Origin of the sequence: Enterococcus sp. 4E1_DIV0656, from assembly GCF_002140695.1 — a bacterium.
GTDB lineage: Bacteria > Bacillota > Bacilli > Lactobacillales > Enterococcaceae > Enterococcus_D > Enterococcus_D entomosocium.
In genome coordinates, this window is record NZ_NGLF01000001.1 from 2,133,397 (window position 1) to 2,149,160 (window position 15,764).

Consider the following 15,764-nt stretch of genomic DNA (forward strand, 5'->3'; position numbering starts at 1 on the left):
AAATGAACATCAATGTACAAGAAAAGAAAAAGTTTCTTAATTGGTTAGTTTCGACCGTTTCCTTCAGCCGCCGAGAAGTCTCTTGGGTGTTAAACTATCTGGCGAACCATGAAGCGATCTTGACCAATGTTCATTTTGTAGAAGGGGCAGCCGCAGCCAAACGGGGCTTAAGTGTCCGCAGTACGGAAGTTGGAGGCGAACCCTTTGTCTTGAGTATCGAAGGACAGACCTTTTATGACATTGATCAGATTTTTCACGAGATTCGCATGAATTGGAAACAACCCTTGTATCTTGAATGTCTCTTTCCAGATTCTTGGTCGCAATCCTTTTATTTAGCAGTTTTAGAAGACAATCCTTATGAACGTTGGAACGACCACTTGGATCAAGAAATGACCCAACATGTTACCCAGTACCTTGAAAAAGAAGAAGCAAAAACCAAAATTGATACCTTGTATCGGCAGATCGATCTAGCATTGGAAAATGGGGATCGTGATGCCTTCTTAGAACTTTCCGATGAAGTAAATCGGCACTTGCTCCAACAAAAAGAAAAAAGCCGCTGACAAATAAAAAAGCAGTCCTTTAACCGGGACTGCTTTTTTAGTCTTTATTTTGTTTTAGAGACCGCTGCTTTGCGCTGTAAGAACCGTGACTTAGGTCTTAAGTAGGTAAAGCCTTCGCCTTCGACTTCATGGACATTGATGACAGAAACAAACGCTTGCGGATCAAAGTCATGAACAATGCGCTTGACTTCAGAAATCTCCCGTCCGCTGACCACCATATAAATGATTTGTTTCGATACTCTTGAGTAAGCCCCTTCGCCCTGTAAAAACGTGACACCGCGTTCCAATTCATCCATTAAAACAGGAGCTATCTCTTCGCTATGATTGCTGATCACTAAAATCCCTTTGGCTGAATAGCCGCCGTCTAAGATCGAATCGATCACACGAGTGAAGACATAAGAAAAAATCAAGGTATACATCATGCGGTTCAAATCTATATAGGTCAAAGAAAGCAACAGGACGAACACATCAAAGATCAAAAGCGACCGCCCGATCGTCACCCCAAAGTTTTTCTCTAAAATGCGCGCCAGTACATCGACGCCACCTGTTGTTCCACCGACTTTGTAGACGATCCCACTACCGATCCCTGCAATCAAACCAGCCAAGAGTGCGACGATCAGTAGATCATGCTGTAGATCGATCAACAGGGGAACACTCTGCCAAAATGCCAACCAAAAAGACAAACCAAATGTTCCTAAAATCGTATACACTAATGAGCGTCGACCAAGAATTTTGCCACCGATCAAAATGATCGGAATATTTAAGATCAATGTACTAATGGCAGGATTGATTCCCCATAAGGCTCGCAGGATCAAGGTGATCCCTGTCACACCGCCTTCTGCTAAGTCATTTGGGATATTTAAATAGACTAGACCGAAGCCATAAATACTCGTACCGAAAATAATCAAAACAATGTCGCGAATCGTTCGCCATGAAAAAAATGCCCGCATCCTGTTTCCTCCGTTATTCAACTTCCACAAGTATCAATGTAGCACGAAATCATTGAATGTACAACAAATCCTGAGGGGGCTCTATCTAGGCAGGCAGCCATTCTTTTGGTAAGATAAACGAGAAAGGGTGAAGAAGATGACAGATAAACGTTCCTTGGCATCGATGCAAGAAGAAGTCGACGCCTATATTCAACAATTTAAAACTGGCTATTTCAGCCCCCTCGCCCAAATGGCTCGTTTGACTGAAGAAGTTGGCGAATTGGCGCGAGAAGTAAATCACTATTACGGGGAAAAAAATAAAAAAAGCGATGAAGTTGAAAAGACCGTGGCAGAAGAACTGGGCGATGTACTCTTTGTGACGATGATCATGGCCAATTCACTAGACATCGACCTGACTGAAGTGTTTGAGGAAAATATGGCAAAATTCAATCAGCGGGATGCGTATCGTTTTGAAAGAAAAGATGGGAAAGTACATGAAGCTGACTAAACTACCAAAAGAATTTGCAGAAGCTGCGCCACTCCTAAAAAAAATCGAAGCCGCGGGCTATGAAGCATACTTCGTTGGCGGCAGCGTGCGGGATACGATTTTAGGCCAGCCGATCCATGATGTCGATATTGCTACCAGTGCATTTCCAGCCGAAATCAAGGCGCTTTTTCCTCGAACCATTGACATTGGTATTGAGCATGGGACGGTGCTGGTCTTGTGGGAACAGGCGCAATATGAGATTACCACCTTTCGAACTGAAGCCGCCTATCAGGATTATCGCAGACCTGACAAAGTTGATTTTGTCCGTTCCTTGAAAGAAGATCTAAAGCGGCGGGATTTTACCATCAATGCATTGGCACTTCAAGAAGATGGGGTCATCATTGATCTTTTCGATGGTCTTGCAGATATCGACAATCAGATTTTACGAGCAGTGGGTCACCCGCAGGAACGTTTCCATGAGGATGCCCTACGAATGATGCGGGGGCTGCGTTTTGTCAGTCAATTGGGCTTTGTTTTAGAAACAGAAACATTGGCTGCTATCCATGCGAATCATGCCTTGCTGGGGAAAATCTCTGTTGAACGGATCATGATTGAATTCGTGAAATTGCTGTTAGGCAATCATCGGAACCAAGCACTGCGGGCGCTAGTAGAAACCGAATGCTATATCTATTGCCCAGGCTTACGGGAATACGGTGAGGCGTTACTGCGGATGGCAGACCTGCCAGCGATCCCATTAGAAAACGAAACGACGGCTTGGGTATTGCTCATTGACCAAATCGGTTTAGCTCCTGAGGCAGTCCGCAGCTTTTTAAAAGCTTGGAAATGTTCGAATGACTGCATCCGCCAAGTACAAACGGTCTATCAAGCACTGCTAATGCGTCGAAACGGCGAATGGAACGATCTGCTGTTGTATCAGTTCGGTTTAGAAGCAACCTGTTTAGCTGAAGGATTATTGCGTTATGACAAGCTGCCCAATGATCCTGCAAAAATCAGTCAGCGCTATCAGCAGCTACCGATCCATTCACTGAAGGAGCTGGCGATCAATGGACGTGATTTACTGCAGACAGTTGATCGTTCTTCTGGTCCGTGGCTCAAAGAAGTCTTGGCCGCTGCCGAAGCTGCAGTCATCACACGAAAAATCCCTAATGAAAAAGAAGCACTATTGGCGTTTGCCCAAGCATATTTAGCGAAGGAGGAATAACTGAAGAATGGAAAGCAAAAAAGACTTTCTCGTTGACCTTCAAGACACTGCGGCTGTTTTGGGTTCTGGCGGTTTAGCGGTTTTAGCAACCCCTCGACTAGTCGCAATGGTGGAAAACACCTGTTGGGAAGCCCTTGAGCCTACTTTAGATAAAGGGTTTACCACCGTCGGTACAAAGTTTTCGATCGATCATTTGAAACCTTCACCAGTCGGAGCGACAATCACAGTTCTTATACAATGGAAAAAAGAACAAGGATTCCAGTTTGATTATCAGGTGACCGATGGGGCGCAACAACTCATTGCTAAAGGGACTCATCAACGAGCGGCGGTGGAAATCTCTCGGTTTATGAAAAAAGTCAACGAAAACCAAAGTTAATTTGTGTCCCAGTAGCGACTATGTGTTAGAATTAAAATGTATTATTAATAAAAAGGAGCGTTTTGTCATGGCTAGAGAAATGAAAGCTTTAAAATTTTATTTCCGTAATGGAGAAACATGGACGATCGAGCGCCGTTACATCGGTGACTTATGGATCAAACAAATCACGACCAGTTTTGGCCGTATCCACGGAAGCGAATTCGTTGAGATTCATCCATGTGCTGGGTTCAAAATTGAAATCTTCCAAGAAGGCGATCATGTGGCAACACATGACATCAACTTAGGCGGACTTGAATTAGGGATGTTTGCTCGTGCGTTGAAATATGAAGATATTGAACGGATGGAAATTCTTTACCGTAACGGTACACCGGATCTTGTTTATTTCCCATACAAGGACAAAGATACGGAAGGATTGGATAATGTATACCAATCAACAAAAATCAGTGAAAAAACGAAGAGTCTGTATATCGTGATCGACCCAAATCAAACGGTTGATGATGTTTATCAAGAACATTTCGAAGAATAAGAAAAACGCAGAACCAGTTGGTTCTGCGTTTTTTTTAGAATGTTTCTTGGAACATATCCGTATACTTTTTTAATAAAAGATAATCTTCGGCATATTCATCCTTTAAAACGATTGTATCGCCAAAGAAACTCTTACGAGCATGTTGAATGATCCGATGCTGAATATCTTTTTCCAGAAGGTAATCGATCTCAGACTGTTTCAGGTTTTGTGCAGCAGTCGCCCGATTCTTTTCTAAATATTGCAGCAAATCGTACTCAAGGTGTCCCGCACCATTGATGACTCGTTTGTATTCGATTTTGTCAATTTTCATCTGCTCACACTCCTTGCTATTAAAGTACCTTAGAAAGAAGTAAAGGGGGAGATGGGGGCCTCGAAATTACATAAATCTTTAAAAAATGGATCGTTTGTTAATGTTATCTTAAGATTTGTCATCGAAAAGGAAAGAAAAACGAGTCAAGTGCCGGTATTTTTTGAACCATCAGCAAACGGTTCTTTTTCTTTTTGCTGATGGACAGGTCCTATGTTGGCGATCCCATCTAGACCACCAGCGTGACCACCGACTAATTTGCTGCGTGCAATGGCACGAGCGCCTTCCATTCGGCTTGTGGCATGAACGATCGAAGTGAAGCCGTATTTCTCACGAATCTTATCGATGATCAAATCTAATTTACGCTGGCGTAATTGCGTTTCTGCTTGCTCAAAAAGATCCAGCTGGACATTTTCTGTATAAACCAATTTTGAATAGGTGATACCGATGTGGCGAACGACTTGCCCGGTATAAAATTTTCGAAAGAGAAATAGGCAATGAGCCACAAGCTTACGTGTATTGTCAGTTGGCGGGATTTTCATTTGTCGGGAAAAGCCAGAGGCAGTTTCACCAAAGGCTACGCCGATGTAAACATTGATACAAGCGGTCTGACAATGATGGCGGCGAATTCGAGCGGCAACTTGCTCCGCCATTTCCTTGATGACGATCTCGATTTCTTCTTGTAAATAATAATTGCGATGTAGGACCTGACTATTGCCGTAGCTTTTTTCCATGACCTGCGGTGTCGGTTCGGCTAAAATGGTGCGGTCAATGCCGTGAGCGTGATGGTAGAGTTGCTCACCAATGATTCCCATGCGACTGCGCAAAAGATCAGGACTGGCATGAGCCAATTGTTCAATAGATTCAATCCCCATCAAGTGAAGTCGTTTTTCTGTGCGTCGACCGATTCCCCAAAACTCAGTCATGGGGTTGATTTGCCAAACTTTTGTCGGGACATCTTCGTAGGTCCATTCGGCAATCAAGGAACGGTTGTGTTTGGATTCGTTATCTAAAGCTAGTTTTGCTAACAAAGGATTGTCACCAATACCGATGGTGACATACAATTTCGTTGTTTCGTAAATGTCTTTTTGAATTTGCTGGGCAATCAGCCAACGTTTTTCTTCGCGAGAAATCGTGTTATCAGGAATGAAAAGATCCAGTGTACGAGTCAGATCCATCATCGTTTCGTCGATTGAATAGAGCAGCAAATCATCTTGTCCAACATATTTGCGAAAGACATCATTGACTTTGGTGTTTTCTTTGATATAAAAACTCATACGTGGCGATGCTTTGTACAAATCGGGATGCGTCGGCAGATTGTCATTGCGGGTCACATTTGAAATTCCTAAAGCCGATTTTGCCTTTGGGGAAGCCGCTAAGATTAAGCCGTTTCCAGTATTGTCAGAATGAGACATGACGACCAGCATCGCTTGGATAGGGTCTAATCCGCGCGAGATGCATTCGACAGAAGCATAAAAACTTTTGACATCGATAAATAAGATATCGCGTTTTGGCTCGAGCGCATAATTAAAACCACCCATTTTTATCACTCCTTACCGAGATTATACGAACGTTTGTTCTTTTTTGTCAAGCGAACAGGAGCGGATGGGTGGATTTGTTTTTTTATAGAGAGATTATTTTTGGCTTATAATGATGGGAAACGTTGTTTTATAAGGGATACATTCATTTCAGGTTATCAGAATCCGATTGGACATAAAAACGTGATTTTGTCTTTTTACCCGAAGGTGTGATTAAAAAAACAGCCGATCCATTGGACCGACTGTCGTAGCTTAAATCAATTTTCGGCAGGTAGCATTGCAAACAAACTTAAGAGATTGCCGTCTATATCTTTGACGATGGCATAGCGTTGCCCCCAAAAGGCACACCAAGGTTCTTTGAAAGACTGATACCCGGCAGCTACGACTTTTGCATGAAGGGCATCAACCTCTTCAGGGGAATCACATAAAAAGGCTAATTCAATTGTGTCACCAACAGTCATTGGTGCATGTCCGTAGATCCCGGCAACCATCTGGCGGCTATTCAAAGAGATGCGAACCCCGTCGTTTGCTAATTCCATATAATCTTCTGAGTGCTGACCTAATGGCGTGAAGCCAAGTACTTGATAAAAAGCCAGTGCCTGTTCCATGTTTTTTGTGATAATACCAACCATATCTAGTTTCATTGTTTTCTTCCTTTCTTGTGGGAATTCTTTCCATAACAGTCAATGCAGTTGCTAGCAATGAAGATTACCTCGTTTCTGTCAGACGGTAATGGTGCAACCGTTCAGCCAACGTACCAGTATGTAGTTCAAACAAATGGTTGTCATCGTCGTAAAAGTAAATGGAAGCACCTTCGCCTTTGATACGAGAACGATCTTTTTCGATCTTCAATCCTAGTCCTTGGATGCGCGTAATCAAGGAATCGATTTGAGTTTGATCGATTTTAAAGGCAATATGGTTATACGTTTTCGGCAGCTTCTGGGAGGCATCCTCCATAACAGCAAGCCATAAGCCATCGATCAAAAAGAATTTTTCTGGGAAGTAAGAATGGGGCTGGTCTCGGCTATCATAAATTTCCTCTGCTTCAAACAATGTTTCCAACATCGTTGTCGTCTTTGCTAAATTCTGTACGATCAACGTGATATGGGAAATCTCCATCGCATCAACACTCCTTCGTTATGACGAAATAGGGGGAAGAGAAAAAATTAGTATCAAAATAAGCATTATGTTAGTGATTGTAAAATACCAATAGGAAGAGCAGAACATAAAACAGTGCATCAGTTGTGCAAGGAATAACTTTCTTCTTGTATTTTGTCCAAAAGAAGACATTTATTAAGAAGAGGATAATCACTGTCGGTAAGCTAAAGGTCCAAGCAGGGTGTTTAATGAAAATGAAAAGCATATTTCCAATAAGAGCAAAAAGAAAAGCGCCATAAAACAGACGATAGTTACTAGGTAGATACGTAAAATTGCCAAGCATGGGTTCACCTCCTATAGGCAGTATAGCATGAAAGGATCGACTGGCACTCAAAGTATATTGAAAGGACAGCTAGAAGAAAAAGCTAGTTCATGTTCTATGTGCCGCCTTTGTTGAACATTAGTTTCTTTTTTACATTATACATTAAAATTTATTTATACGTCGCTTCAAAGAAAAAGTTGGCTCAAAAGTTCAAAGCAAATAAGTGAAAATAGGGGAGTGGTTGTGTAAATAGGGAAATAAAAATGCAGCAGCTATCATTGCAAAATGTCTGAAAAAAAAGAAGTTCGCAAACGCCTTGGTTATCAGCGTTTGCGAACTTCTTAAATAGTATTATTTTGTTTCGCGGTGTAAAGTAACTTTTCTTTCACGTGGGCAATATTTTTTCTTTTCCAAACGATCAGGATTGTTACGTTTGTTTTTGTTTGATAAGTAGTTGCGTTCTTTACAAGAAGTGCACTCTAATGTGATGTTTACGCGCATGATTTTCCCCCCTAACGATACAAGAATCCTCTAAGAAATCTCTCAGACTAAAATATAATAGCATGTTTTGTGCGGGAATGCTAGCTTTTTCCTGAAATTTGTTAAGTAGTTTTACTTGACGAATTACTTGAAACGCATTAGTCCAATTTGCTCTGGATATCTTCGATCATTTTGGTATAGGCGATAGGACCGTTGTAGAGCCAGCTTGATTCAGGACCGAATTCCCATAAATGATTGTTTTTGACTGCATCAAGATTTTGCCAGACTTGTTCGCTGAAAAAATCAGCGCCTTTATCACTATTCACTAAAATCAAGTAATCGGCATCCAATTCTGCCAATTTTTCCAGAGAAACGGCAGACCAGTCAGCAGTGGCACTTTCACTGATTTCTGAAACAAGCGAGGGAACTTCAAAACCGAGTTCGTGATACAGCAGTTGACCACTTGATTTTGTTTCTGAAACCATGAAGACAGAATTATTGACCACCCATAAAACAGCAATCGACTTGCCTTGGATTTGATCAGCGTACGTTTCCTTGGTAGTAGCGACTAAGTCATCATAATCAGCTTCTACTTGGGCAGCTTCCTCTTCTTTGTGTAAGACCTTTGCGATATCTGTCAGACGTTCACGCCAGGTTACTTCCTCGCCATTTGTGACCACATAGGTCGGCGCGATCTTACTGTACTGATCATATTTGTCGCCTTCCACCATGGAATTGCTATCCATCAGCAGTAGGTCTGGCTCAAAGCTCAAGACATCTTCATAGGGCAGATCATAGTTGATTCTTGGCACATCTGCTAGTTTATCTTGCAAGTATGCTTGATCACTGTCATTGCCGACTGTCCATTGAGCAACCGGGGTTACCCCTAAAGCGACCAAATAATCTTCCAAGTAACTACCGATCACCCGTTGTGGGTTTTCGGGAACAGTGACTTCATTTCCCATCGCATCGGTAAAGGTTGTTGCTATTTCTGAAGAAGTAGTGGCTTTTCCACTGCTATCCGTTGAGTCATTATTCGTACCGCAAGCACCCAGTAGGATAAGGGAGCAGGCTGCTAGCAGGGTAAGCCAAGTACTTCTTTTTGACCATTGTTTCATAGAAAAACTTCCTCCTTTGTTAAAAGATGAGCACTTATCATTTTAATTGAGAATAATTCTCATTTGCTGATTGCTATTATTACGGAGAAACGCTGATTTGTCAATCTTATTTTTTTATTTCCTTTTTTTAGAACTATTGACGAATAGTAGGATTACATTCATAATTGATAAGCATTATCAATCAATTATTTTGGGGACGAATATGGCGAAATTACGAACAGTTGACTTGAGTGTCGGCTATCAAAAACAAAAAATTGTGCAAGATCTAACAATTGAGATTCCAGAAGGGAAAATCATCGGCTTGATTGGCCCGAACGGCAGTGGAAAATCGACATTTTTAAAGGCACTCGCCCGAATTTTACAGCCTTTGTCTGGTGAGGTCCTATTAGATACACAAAACCTCCAGAACATCAAAACCAAAGAAGTGGCTAAAAAGATTGCGCTGCTTTCACAAGTTAGCGATTCATCGATTGGCTTGACGATTCGCGAAATTGTTTCTTACGGTCGTTTCCCCTATCAAAAAGGACTGAATAGTCTATCGGAACAAGATCTTGCAGCGATCGACTGGTCTTTGCAAGCAACTGGTTTGACGGCACTAGCAGAAGAAGTGATCAGTACGCTGTCAGGGGGGCAAAAGCAGCGCGTATGGATCGCCATGGCACTGGCGCAAGATACGGATATCGTGATTTTAGATGAACCAACAACCTTTTTAGATCCTGCACATCAATTAGAAATTTTGCTCTTATTACAGCAAATCAATAAAACCTATGGGAAAACGATCATTATGTCGATTCATGACCTGAATCATGCGTCACGTTTTTCTGATTATATTTACGCATTAAAAGGTGGAGAGCTTTTGGTTTCCGGTACACCGGAAACGGTACTGACCAAAGAATGGCTGCAGCGTTTGTTTGAGATCGATGCCGTGTTAGGTACCTTTCCTAATAGTACAAAGCCGCTGGTCTTGACCTATGAGTTAGGAGCGCAGATATGAAAAAGTTTCCTTGGCTGCTGCTGCTTTTTAGTGGCTGCTTTATTATCTGTTTCTTTTTAGCGATCACTCAAGGAGCAGCGGACCTTTCTTTTGAAACGATCTGGGATGCCGTCTTTGCTTTTGATTATGAGAATCAGCTGCATCAAGTCTTGCGCAATATTCGGTTGCCGCGTGTTTTGGCTGCTTTTCTAGTAGGAAGTTGTTTTGCTGTTACAGGAGCCATCATGCAGGGGATTACGAGAAATCCCTTGGCAGATGGTGGTCTTTTAGGTGTCAATAGTGGGGCTGCCTTGGGACTAGCGATCGCATTTATCCTCTTTCCTAGTGTGCAACCGAGTCAAGCGGCGCTGTTTTCCTTTTTTGGTGCGTTTGCGGCAACTGGGCTGCTTTTTTTACTGACCAGATACGCCAAACTAGGCATGTCGCCCACGGGACTGATTTTGGCTGGTGTGGCATTAAGTTCTTTTTTCTCAGCCATTAGTCAAACTCTGTCATTGCAATTTGATTTAAACCAAGAGATAGCCTTTTGGTTTATCGGTGGTGCGGCGAATGTGACTTGGCAGCAACTGCGTTTTGTGGGCCCCATCTATCTGATCGCCATCGTTTTTGTGCTACGGCTAGGAAAAGCCCTCAATCTGTTAGCACTAGGAGATGACACCGTCATTTCATTAGGCAAGCACCCGCATCTGATTCGGGCATCTGCCTTACTGTTAGTCGTAGTTTTGGCGGGAATGGCGGTTTCGCTTGTAGGACCGGTCAGCTTTGTCGGCTTAATGGTTCCTCATGTCGTGCGGGGGATGGTGGGCAAAAACTACCAATTAATTTTGCCTTTGACGATCATTGGAGGTGGGACCCTAGTGATGGCCGCTGATCTGGCAGGTCGCTTGATCAATCCCCCTTTTGAGACACCCTTTGGGATACTGATGGCATTGATCGGTGTGCCTTTTCTATTGGTCAAGATACGGAGGGAAGACTGATGAAAAAAACACTCTTTGTTTTTTTTCTACTGGTGATGGCCGCTTTTTTAGGAAGTGTCATGGTGGGAAAAACAATCTTAACCTTTCAGACATTAGGGGCAATCTTTCAAGGTACGGCTTCTTCGAGTCAGGTACTGACGTTTACTGAGTTTCGACTACCACGGGCTTGTCTGGCGCTGATCGCCGGCGGTGCCTTTGGTTTTTCTGGTTTTGTCTTGCAGGGGGTGACGAGAAACGAGCTGGCTGATGCAAGTATCGTAGGAATCAACAATGGCGCGGGTCTCTTTGTAATGATCTACTTAGGGGTTTATACCCAAGGATCGCAGCTTTTACCTGTCGTTGGGATCTTCGGTGGCTTGTTGGCTGCTGTACTGGTCTATTTGATTGCCTATAAACACCGCCAATTGTTGTCGATGGAGCGAGTGCTGCTGGCGGGAATCGCCGTCAATGCAGGGTTGGCCGCGGCTACTTTACTTTTTACGGTGGAATTATCAAAAGACCGCTATCGCTTTGTAACAGCATGGCTTTCTGGATCTATCTGGGGAACCTCGTGGCAGCAAATTACCAGTCTGCTTCCTTGGGTCATCGTATTGTCTGTCGCAGCTTTCTGGACCGTACCTAAACTTAATCTGCTTGGTTTTGGTGAGGAACAGGCAATTAGCTTAGGGGTTTCTTTGACACGGTTGCGGACGTGGTTTTTAGTGATTGCGGTTGGTTTGGCTGCCAGTGCGGTTGGCTATACCGGTAATTTAGCCTTTGTGGGCTTATTGGCGCCTCATATCGCCAAGGGACTCATCGGCAGAGAATCTCGCAGTGCCTTTTTCTTAGCGGGAATGATCGGCAGTCTGCTGGTCTTAGTAAGTGATACGATCGGTCGTTTACTATTGACAAGCGGTGAGATCCCAGCTGGTATCATCATTTCTATCGTGGGGGCACCGTACTTTGTCTTTTTACTGATCCGGCGTAAAGAAGGATGAGCAGATAGTCATGATCTTGCCAAGAAATCTGCGATTCTAGTTTGCTATTTGGACACAGTTTTTGGTACTATTTCTGAGAGGAGTGATCCAATGGAAAAACCAGTCATTAGAGAGCACATGATCCAAACATTAAAAAAAATGCCGAGCAAACAAAAGCAGCAGAAAGAAACGGTGATTTTGCAGTTGCTGTTTTCTTCTCAGATTTGGCAAACGGCTAAGTCAGTAGGAGTGATCCGTTCGTTGCCATTTGAATTTGATACAGCGGCTATTTTTGCTAAAGGATTTGAACAAAACAAACGAATCGCAGTGCCGAAAGCACAACAAAAAAAATTGCAGTTTTATCATGTGGAGCCAGCAACGCGTTATGAAACGTCGGCATTTGGGGTTGAAGAGCCGATCAGTGAGCAAGAAGCCCATCACTTGGATTTACTCATTGTTCCCGGCTTGGCTTTTTCGAAAAAAGGCTATCGCATCGGCTTTGGCGGCGGCTATTATGATCGTTTCTTGTCAGCTTTTGATGGCAAGACCGTTTCTTTGGTCTTCGGAGAACAATTCAACGATCAATGGACACCAGATGTATTCGACATTCCAATCGATAAAATCTATACGGATTCGCTTATTCGCACGTAAAGGAGCACGTCAATGAATTCTCAAATGAAAAGATGGCTGAATCAGCCGATCTTCACGTATCTATTTTTAGCTATCCAAACTATTGTGTTTATCTTGGGTTATTTTAGTCCCTCTATTCAATCAGGCGGGGTGATGTTTGGTCCGTTTGTCGTCTATTTAAATGAATATTGGCGTTTCGTTACCCCAATCTTTCTGCATTTCGGGTTGGCACATTTTGCAATCAACTCTGTGATTCTCTATTATATGGGGCAACAAGTAGAAGCCATCTATGGTCATAGCCGTTTTTTTGCCTTGTATTTACTAAGCGGCATCATGGGCAATACCATGAGTTTTGCTTTCAACCAAATAGGGGTTCAATCAGCAGGCGCTAGTACTTCATTATTCGGGCTTTTCGGGGCATTTTTGATTTTAGGTTGGCATTTTAGAAATGATTACCGCATCCAAGCAATGGTACGGCAATTTGCCCTATTCGTTGGATTGAACCTGGTTTTTGGGGTGTTTGATCAAACGATTGATATGTGGGGACACATTGGCGGGATCCTCGGTGGGTTATTGTTAGGGAATCTTTTGGCATTGCCAAAGAACTATGGAAAATATTCGATCCACACCAGAATCCTCTCTGGCGGACTCTTTGTTTTCTTATTGGCTATTTTTGTGATATATGGTTTTAAAAAATATTAATTACTTGTATAATAAGCAGGAAGTGGTTAAATGGAAACGTTATATGACGTACAACAATTACTGAAACAATTTGGTGTTTACGTATATGTCGGCAAGCGGATCTACGATATAGAACTGATGCAAATCGAGTTGAAAAACTTTTATGACAGTCGCTTGATAGATCGGGATGTATATCTGACTGCCCGGCGAATTCTTACGCGGGAGCATCGAATTGAAGAAAGCCGGGAGGAAAACAAGTGATGGACAAAAAAATCATCGGAATTGATTTAGGCGGAACAACGGTGAAATTCGCTATTTTAACGAGCGAAGGCGAGATTCAGCAAAAATGGAGTATTGACACCAATATTCTTGATGAAGGCTCACATATCGTGCCAGAAATCGTGGCATCGATCAATCATCGCCTAGAATTATATGGCTTACAGCCGGAAGCATTTATCGGTATTGGTATGGGGACACCAGGAAGTGTCGACCGTGACAAAGGAACCGTCATAGGTGCCTACAATCTGAACTGGAAAACACTTCAGCCAGTCAAAGAACTGATTGAAAAAGGCACAAAAATCCCATTTGCCATCGATAACGATGCCAATGTAGCAGCTTTAGGTGAGCGTTGGAAAGGGGCAGGGGATAACAATCCTGATGTCATCTTTATCACACTAGGTACAGGTGTTGGCGGCGGTATCATCATGGAAGGGCAATTGCTTCATGGGGTTGCTGGTTGTGCCGGAGAAATCGGTCATATCACTGTTGATCCTGAAGGGTTCGAATGTACTTGCGGCAAACGTGGTTGTTTAGAAACGGTTTCTAGTGCGACGGGTGTTGTGCGAGTTGCTCGACAGTTGGCAGAAGAATATGCTGGCGACTCGGCATTGAAACAACAGCTGGACAATGGGGAAGATGTTTCAAGTAAAGATATTTTTGAAGCGGCTCAAGCAAACGATTCATTTGGCTTGATGGTCGTTGATAAAGTGTGCTTCTACCTTGGGTTGGCATGCGGAAACCTAGGAAACACATTAAATCCATCAAGTATCGTTTTAGGTGGAGGCGTATCGGCAGCCGGTGAATTTTTACGTGAACGGGTTGCTGCCTACTTTGCTCAATTTACCTTCCCACAGGTAACGGAAAGTACTGAAATCAAATTGGCCGAACTTGGGAATGATGCCGGTGTGATTGGGGCAGCATCATTAGCTTTGCGGTTTGCAGCAAAAGCATAGATGACAAGCTGCTAGGCAAGGATAGATTAAAGCAGCATAAATCAAAAAAGAATGTTTGTTACAATAGAGAGGAATAGAAGAAATGACACCAATTATGTGGCTAAACTTGGTTTTGGCATTAATAATCTTAGCAATCGCTTTGAACTGGGCGTATTTTCAAATTATGGGACGCCGTTCAGCAACGATCATCTCAGAAGATGAATTTAAAGCAGGAATGAAGAAAGCCCAAGTGATCGACGTTCGGGAAAAAAATGAATTTGACAGTGGGCATATTTTAGGGGCGCGTAATATTCCCTTTACGGTTTTAACCAATTCCTTCAGCGCATTTCGTAGAGATCAACCAATCTACTTATATGACACGCGTAAATCGTTGAGTATTCGCGCAGCAAATAAATTACGTAAAGAAGGCTTTACCAATGTCTATATCCTAAAAGAAGGGTATGAAGGTTGGAGCGGCAAGACGAAAAAGAAAAATAGTTTATAAAACAGAGAACTCAAGGCAAAAGAACACAAGCAAATTTGAATGAGTGACGAAACACCAAATGGAGTGTTTCAAGTAAGTCATTGTTCAATTTACATTGTGGGCTTTTGCCTTTATTTGAACTTAGGTCTATCGATAAGGAGAGTGTGCGTTGATCAAGCGAAAAAGAATTTATGAAGTGGCGGAAACGACAGATGGCTATCGAGTATTGGTGGATCGCATCTGGCCTAGAGGAATGAAAAAGGAGGCAGCCCAGATCGATCTATGGCTCAAAGCAGTCGCACCAAGTACTGAATTGCGCAAATGGTTTGGGCATGATCCTGAACGTTTTGATGCGTTTAAAGGCCGCTATCTACAAGAATTAGAGAAAGCGCCAGCTAAAGATGCCTTGGCACGGTTAAAAGCGTTGGTTGCTGAACAACAGACCGTGACCTTACTATACGGAGCGAAAAATGAAGAACAAAATCAAGCCGTGATTTTGCAGGACTTACTGGAGAAGGCAGAATGATTACCTAAAAGAGCCGCCAGCCTATTGAAGGCTGACGGCTCTTTGTAGCAAATGATTAGCGGGCAACGCTTTTACGCATCGCACGTTTCCGTTTTTCATCATGATCTGCTTGTTGTTCGTCAATTGGATCAATCACTTGTTTCTTGACCGTCATAACAACACTTGCAGCTGCAGCAACCGTTGCGACTGTTCCTACTAAAAATCCTGAAAGAAATCGTTTCATCATTAAACACCTCGCCTTTAGTTATAGGTTCATTATGAATGAAAACGGAAAAAATATCAAAAAAAATCACTTTTGGGATTGAAAACGCTTGAAATAATTTAGTAAATAATTTACAATAA

23 protein-coding genes are annotated in these 15,764 nt (G+C 42.7%); 14 read left to right on the top strand and 9 right to left on the bottom strand.

What is annotated here, in order from left to right:
* The first annotated feature begins 2 nt into the window (after positions 1-2).
* Positions 3-560 carry a YpiB family protein gene (locus A5882_RS10050; protein WP_034872191.1) on the top strand — a complete coding sequence of 186 codons (558 nt, stop codon included), beginning with the start codon at positions 3-5 and terminating at the stop codon, positions 558-560.
* 44 nt (positions 561-604) lie between these two features.
* Here A5882_RS10050 and A5882_RS10055 read toward each other — a convergent pair whose 3' ends face one another.
* Positions 605-1,510 carry a YitT family protein gene (locus tag A5882_RS10055; protein WP_005237068.1) on the bottom strand — a complete coding sequence of 302 codons (906 nt, stop codon included), beginning with the start codon at positions 1,508-1,510 and terminating at the stop codon, positions 605-607.
* Between the two features lie 136 nt (positions 1,511-1,646).
* Here A5882_RS10055 and A5882_RS10060 point away from each other — a divergent pair, with 136 nt between their 5' ends.
* The 4 genes from A5882_RS10060 to A5882_RS10075 all read left to right on the top strand — a co-directional run bounded on the left by A5882_RS10060 (position 1,647) and on the right by A5882_RS10075 (position 4,100).
* On the top strand, positions 1,647-1,997 hold the full coding sequence (locus A5882_RS10060; protein WP_008381054.1) for a nucleotide pyrophosphohydrolase: 351 nt from the start codon (positions 1,647-1,649) through the stop codon (positions 1,995-1,997).
* Positions 1,984-3,198, top strand: a complete 1,215-nt coding sequence (locus tag A5882_RS10065; protein WP_086372704.1) for a CCA tRNA nucleotidyltransferase — start codon at positions 1,984-1,986, stop codon at positions 3,196-3,198. Before A5882_RS10060 ends, A5882_RS10065 begins: the two co-directional genes overlap by 14 nt.
* A 7-nt stretch (positions 3,199-3,205) precedes the next feature.
* Entirely contained in the window at positions 3,206-3,574 is a 369-nt protein-coding gene (locus A5882_RS10070; RefSeq protein ID WP_086372705.1) for a thioesterase family protein, read from the top strand.
* 67 nt (positions 3,575-3,641) lie between these two features.
* Positions 3,642-4,100, top strand: coding sequence for a hypothetical protein (locus tag A5882_RS10075; protein WP_008381061.1), 459 nt, complete (start codon positions 3,642-3,644; stop codon positions 4,098-4,100).
* A gap of 34 nt (positions 4,101-4,134) precedes the next feature.
* On the opposite strand, the gene A5882_RS10080 is transcribed toward A5882_RS10075, so the two are convergent.
* The 7 genes from A5882_RS10080 to A5882_RS10110 all read right to left on the bottom strand — a co-directional run bounded on the left by A5882_RS10080 (position 4,135) and on the right by A5882_RS10110 (position 8,963).
* Entirely contained in the window at positions 4,135-4,410 is a 276-nt protein-coding gene (locus A5882_RS10080) for a hypothetical protein (RefSeq protein WP_008381063.1), read from the bottom strand.
* 143 nt (positions 4,411-4,553) lie between these two features.
* On the bottom strand, positions 4,554-5,948 hold the full coding sequence (locus tag A5882_RS10085; RefSeq protein WP_005237054.1) for a Y-family DNA polymerase: 1,395 nt from the start codon (positions 5,946-5,948) through the stop codon (positions 4,554-4,556).
* Positions 5,949-6,202: 254 nt separating this feature from the next.
* Entirely contained in the window at positions 6,203-6,589 is a 387-nt protein-coding gene (locus tag A5882_RS10090; RefSeq protein WP_061053912.1) for a VOC family protein, read from the bottom strand.
* A 64-nt stretch (positions 6,590-6,653) separates the two neighbouring features.
* Positions 6,654-7,064, bottom strand: a complete 411-nt coding sequence (fosX, locus tag A5882_RS10095) for a FosX/FosE/FosI family fosfomycin resistance hydrolase (RefSeq protein WP_008381069.1) — start codon at positions 7,062-7,064, stop codon at positions 6,654-6,656.
* Between the two features lie 70 nt (positions 7,065-7,134).
* Positions 7,135-7,386, bottom strand: coding sequence for a hypothetical protein (locus A5882_RS10100; RefSeq protein WP_005237045.1), 252 nt, complete (start codon positions 7,384-7,386; stop codon positions 7,135-7,137).
* 330 nt (positions 7,387-7,716) lie between these two features.
* Positions 7,717-7,866 carry a 50S ribosomal protein L33 gene (gene rpmG / locus A5882_RS10105; RefSeq protein WP_005229384.1) on the bottom strand — a complete coding sequence of 50 codons (150 nt, stop codon included), beginning with the start codon at positions 7,864-7,866 and terminating at the stop codon, positions 7,717-7,719.
* A gap of 137 nt (positions 7,867-8,003) precedes the next feature.
* Positions 8,004-8,963 (bottom strand): ABC transporter substrate-binding protein, encoded by a 960-nt coding sequence (locus tag A5882_RS10110; protein ID WP_086372706.1) that lies wholly within the window; start codon positions 8,961-8,963, stop codon positions 8,004-8,006.
* A gap of 202 nt (positions 8,964-9,165) precedes the next feature.
* Between A5882_RS10110 and A5882_RS10115 the strand changes: the two genes are divergently transcribed.
* From A5882_RS10115 to A5882_RS10155, 9 genes are all read left to right on the top strand, one after another.
* A complete protein-coding gene (locus tag A5882_RS10115; RefSeq protein ID WP_005237041.1) occupies positions 9,166-9,957 on the top strand; it encodes an ABC transporter ATP-binding protein in 792 nt (263 codons plus the stop codon).
* Positions 9,954-10,934 (top strand): iron ABC transporter permease, encoded by a 981-nt coding sequence (locus A5882_RS10120; protein WP_005237040.1) that lies wholly within the window; start codon positions 9,954-9,956, stop codon positions 10,932-10,934. Before A5882_RS10115 ends, A5882_RS10120 begins: the two co-directional genes overlap by 4 nt.
* Positions 10,934-11,911 (top strand): iron ABC transporter permease, encoded by a 978-nt coding sequence (locus A5882_RS10125; protein WP_086372707.1) that lies wholly within the window; start codon positions 10,934-10,936, stop codon positions 11,909-11,911. The genes A5882_RS10120 and A5882_RS10125 overlap by 1 nt, the downstream gene beginning before the upstream one ends.
* Before the next feature lie 90 nt (positions 11,912-12,001).
* Positions 12,002-12,541, top strand: coding sequence for a 5-formyltetrahydrofolate cyclo-ligase (locus A5882_RS10130; RefSeq protein WP_086299630.1), 540 nt, complete (start codon positions 12,002-12,004; stop codon positions 12,539-12,541).
* Positions 12,542-12,553: 12 nt separating this feature from the next.
* On the top strand, positions 12,554-13,222 hold the full coding sequence (locus tag A5882_RS10135; RefSeq protein WP_005237037.1) for a rhomboid family intramembrane serine protease: 669 nt from the start codon (positions 12,554-12,556) through the stop codon (positions 13,220-13,222).
* A gap of 30 nt (positions 13,223-13,252) precedes the next feature.
* A complete protein-coding gene (locus A5882_RS10140; RefSeq protein ID WP_005229394.1) occupies positions 13,253-13,462 on the top strand; it encodes a YqgQ family protein in 210 nt (69 codons plus the stop codon).
* On the top strand, positions 13,462-14,433 hold the full coding sequence (locus A5882_RS10145; RefSeq protein ID WP_086372708.1) for an ROK family glucokinase: 972 nt from the start codon (positions 13,462-13,464) through the stop codon (positions 14,431-14,433). Before A5882_RS10140 ends, A5882_RS10145 begins: the two co-directional genes overlap by 1 nt.
* Positions 14,434-14,515: 82 nt before the next feature.
* Positions 14,516-14,917, top strand: a complete 402-nt coding sequence (locus tag A5882_RS10150; RefSeq protein ID WP_005237036.1) for a rhodanese-like domain-containing protein — start codon at positions 14,516-14,518, stop codon at positions 14,915-14,917.
* A 148-nt stretch (positions 14,918-15,065) separates the two neighbouring features.
* The gene (locus A5882_RS10155; protein WP_016613158.1) at positions 15,066-15,422 is read left to right on the top strand and encodes a DUF488 domain-containing protein; all 357 of its coding nucleotides are present in this window, start codon (positions 15,066-15,068) and stop codon (positions 15,420-15,422) included.
* A gap of 55 nt (positions 15,423-15,477) precedes the next feature.
* Here the strand turns inward: A5882_RS10155 and A5882_RS10160 are convergent, their stop codons facing one another.
* Positions 15,478-15,645 (bottom strand): DUF3042 family protein, encoded by a 168-nt coding sequence (locus A5882_RS10160; RefSeq protein WP_017144401.1) that lies wholly within the window; start codon positions 15,643-15,645, stop codon positions 15,478-15,480.
* Positions 15,646-15,764: the final 119 nt, after the last annotated feature.

What these genes read in the sequence shown, in the direction of transcription:
- A5882_RS10065 (WP_086372704.1), top strand. Translation starts at nt 1,984, where the DNA reads ATGAAGCTGACTAAACTACCAAAAGAATTTGCAGAAGCTGCGCCACTC.
- A5882_RS10080 (WP_008381063.1), bottom strand. Translation starts at nt 4,410, where the DNA reads ATGAAAATTGACAAAATCGAATACAAACGAGTCATCAATGGTGCGGGA.
- A5882_RS10075 (WP_008381061.1), top strand. Translation starts at nt 3,642, where the DNA reads ATGGCTAGAGAAATGAAAGCTTTAAAATTTTATTTCCGTAATGGAGAA.
- A5882_RS10125 (WP_086372707.1), top strand. Translation starts at nt 10,934, where the DNA reads ATGAAAAAAACACTCTTTGTTTTTTTTCTACTGGTGATGGCCGCTTTT.
- A5882_RS10060 (WP_008381054.1), top strand. Translation starts at nt 1,647, where the DNA reads ATGACAGATAAACGTTCCTTGGCATCGATGCAAGAAGAAGTCGACGCC.
- A5882_RS10055 (WP_005237068.1), bottom strand. Translation starts at nt 1,510, where the DNA reads ATGCGGGCATTTTTTTCATGGCGAACGATTCGCGACATTGTTTTGATT.
- A5882_RS10090 (WP_061053912.1), bottom strand. Translation starts at nt 6,589, where the DNA reads ATGAAACTAGATATGGTTGGTATTATCACAAAAAACATGGAACAGGCA.
- A5882_RS10085 (WP_005237054.1), bottom strand. Translation starts at nt 5,948, where the DNA reads ATGGGTGGTTTTAATTATGCGCTCGAGCCAAAACGCGATATCTTATTT.
- A5882_RS10100 (WP_005237045.1), bottom strand. Translation starts at nt 7,386, where the DNA reads ATGCTTGGCAATTTTACGTATCTACCTAGTAACTATCGTCTGTTTTAT.
- A5882_RS10120 (WP_005237040.1), top strand. Translation starts at nt 9,954, where the DNA reads ATGAAAAAGTTTCCTTGGCTGCTGCTGCTTTTTAGTGGCTGCTTTATT.
- rpmG (WP_005229384.1), bottom strand. Translation starts at nt 7,866, where the DNA reads ATGCGCGTAAACATCACATTAGAGTGCACTTCTTGTAAAGAACGCAAC.
- A5882_RS10070 (WP_086372705.1), top strand. Translation starts at nt 3,206, where the DNA reads ATGGAAAGCAAAAAAGACTTTCTCGTTGACCTTCAAGACACTGCGGCT.
- A5882_RS10150 (WP_005237036.1), top strand. Translation starts at nt 14,516, where the DNA reads ATGACACCAATTATGTGGCTAAACTTGGTTTTGGCATTAATAATCTTA.
- A5882_RS10130 (WP_086299630.1), top strand. Translation starts at nt 12,002, where the DNA reads ATGGAAAAACCAGTCATTAGAGAGCACATGATCCAAACATTAAAAAAA.
- A5882_RS10145 (WP_086372708.1), top strand. Translation starts at nt 13,462, where the DNA reads ATGGACAAAAAAATCATCGGAATTGATTTAGGCGGAACAACGGTGAAA.
- fosX (WP_008381069.1), bottom strand. Translation starts at nt 7,064, where the DNA reads ATGGAGATTTCCCATATCACGTTGATCGTACAGAATTTAGCAAAGACG.
- A5882_RS10115 (WP_005237041.1), top strand. Translation starts at nt 9,166, where the DNA reads ATGGCGAAATTACGAACAGTTGACTTGAGTGTCGGCTATCAAAAACAA.
- A5882_RS10140 (WP_005229394.1), top strand. Translation starts at nt 13,253, where the DNA reads ATGGAAACGTTATATGACGTACAACAATTACTGAAACAATTTGGTGTT.
- A5882_RS10135 (WP_005237037.1), top strand. Translation starts at nt 12,554, where the DNA reads ATGAATTCTCAAATGAAAAGATGGCTGAATCAGCCGATCTTCACGTAT.
- A5882_RS10160 (WP_017144401.1), bottom strand. Translation starts at nt 15,645, where the DNA reads ATGAAACGATTTCTTTCAGGATTTTTAGTAGGAACAGTCGCAACGGTT.
- A5882_RS10050 (WP_034872191.1), top strand. Translation starts at nt 3, where the DNA reads ATGAACATCAATGTACAAGAAAAGAAAAAGTTTCTTAATTGGTTAGTT.
- A5882_RS10110 (WP_086372706.1), bottom strand. Translation starts at nt 8,963, where the DNA reads ATGAAACAATGGTCAAAAAGAAGTACTTGGCTTACCCTGCTAGCAGCC.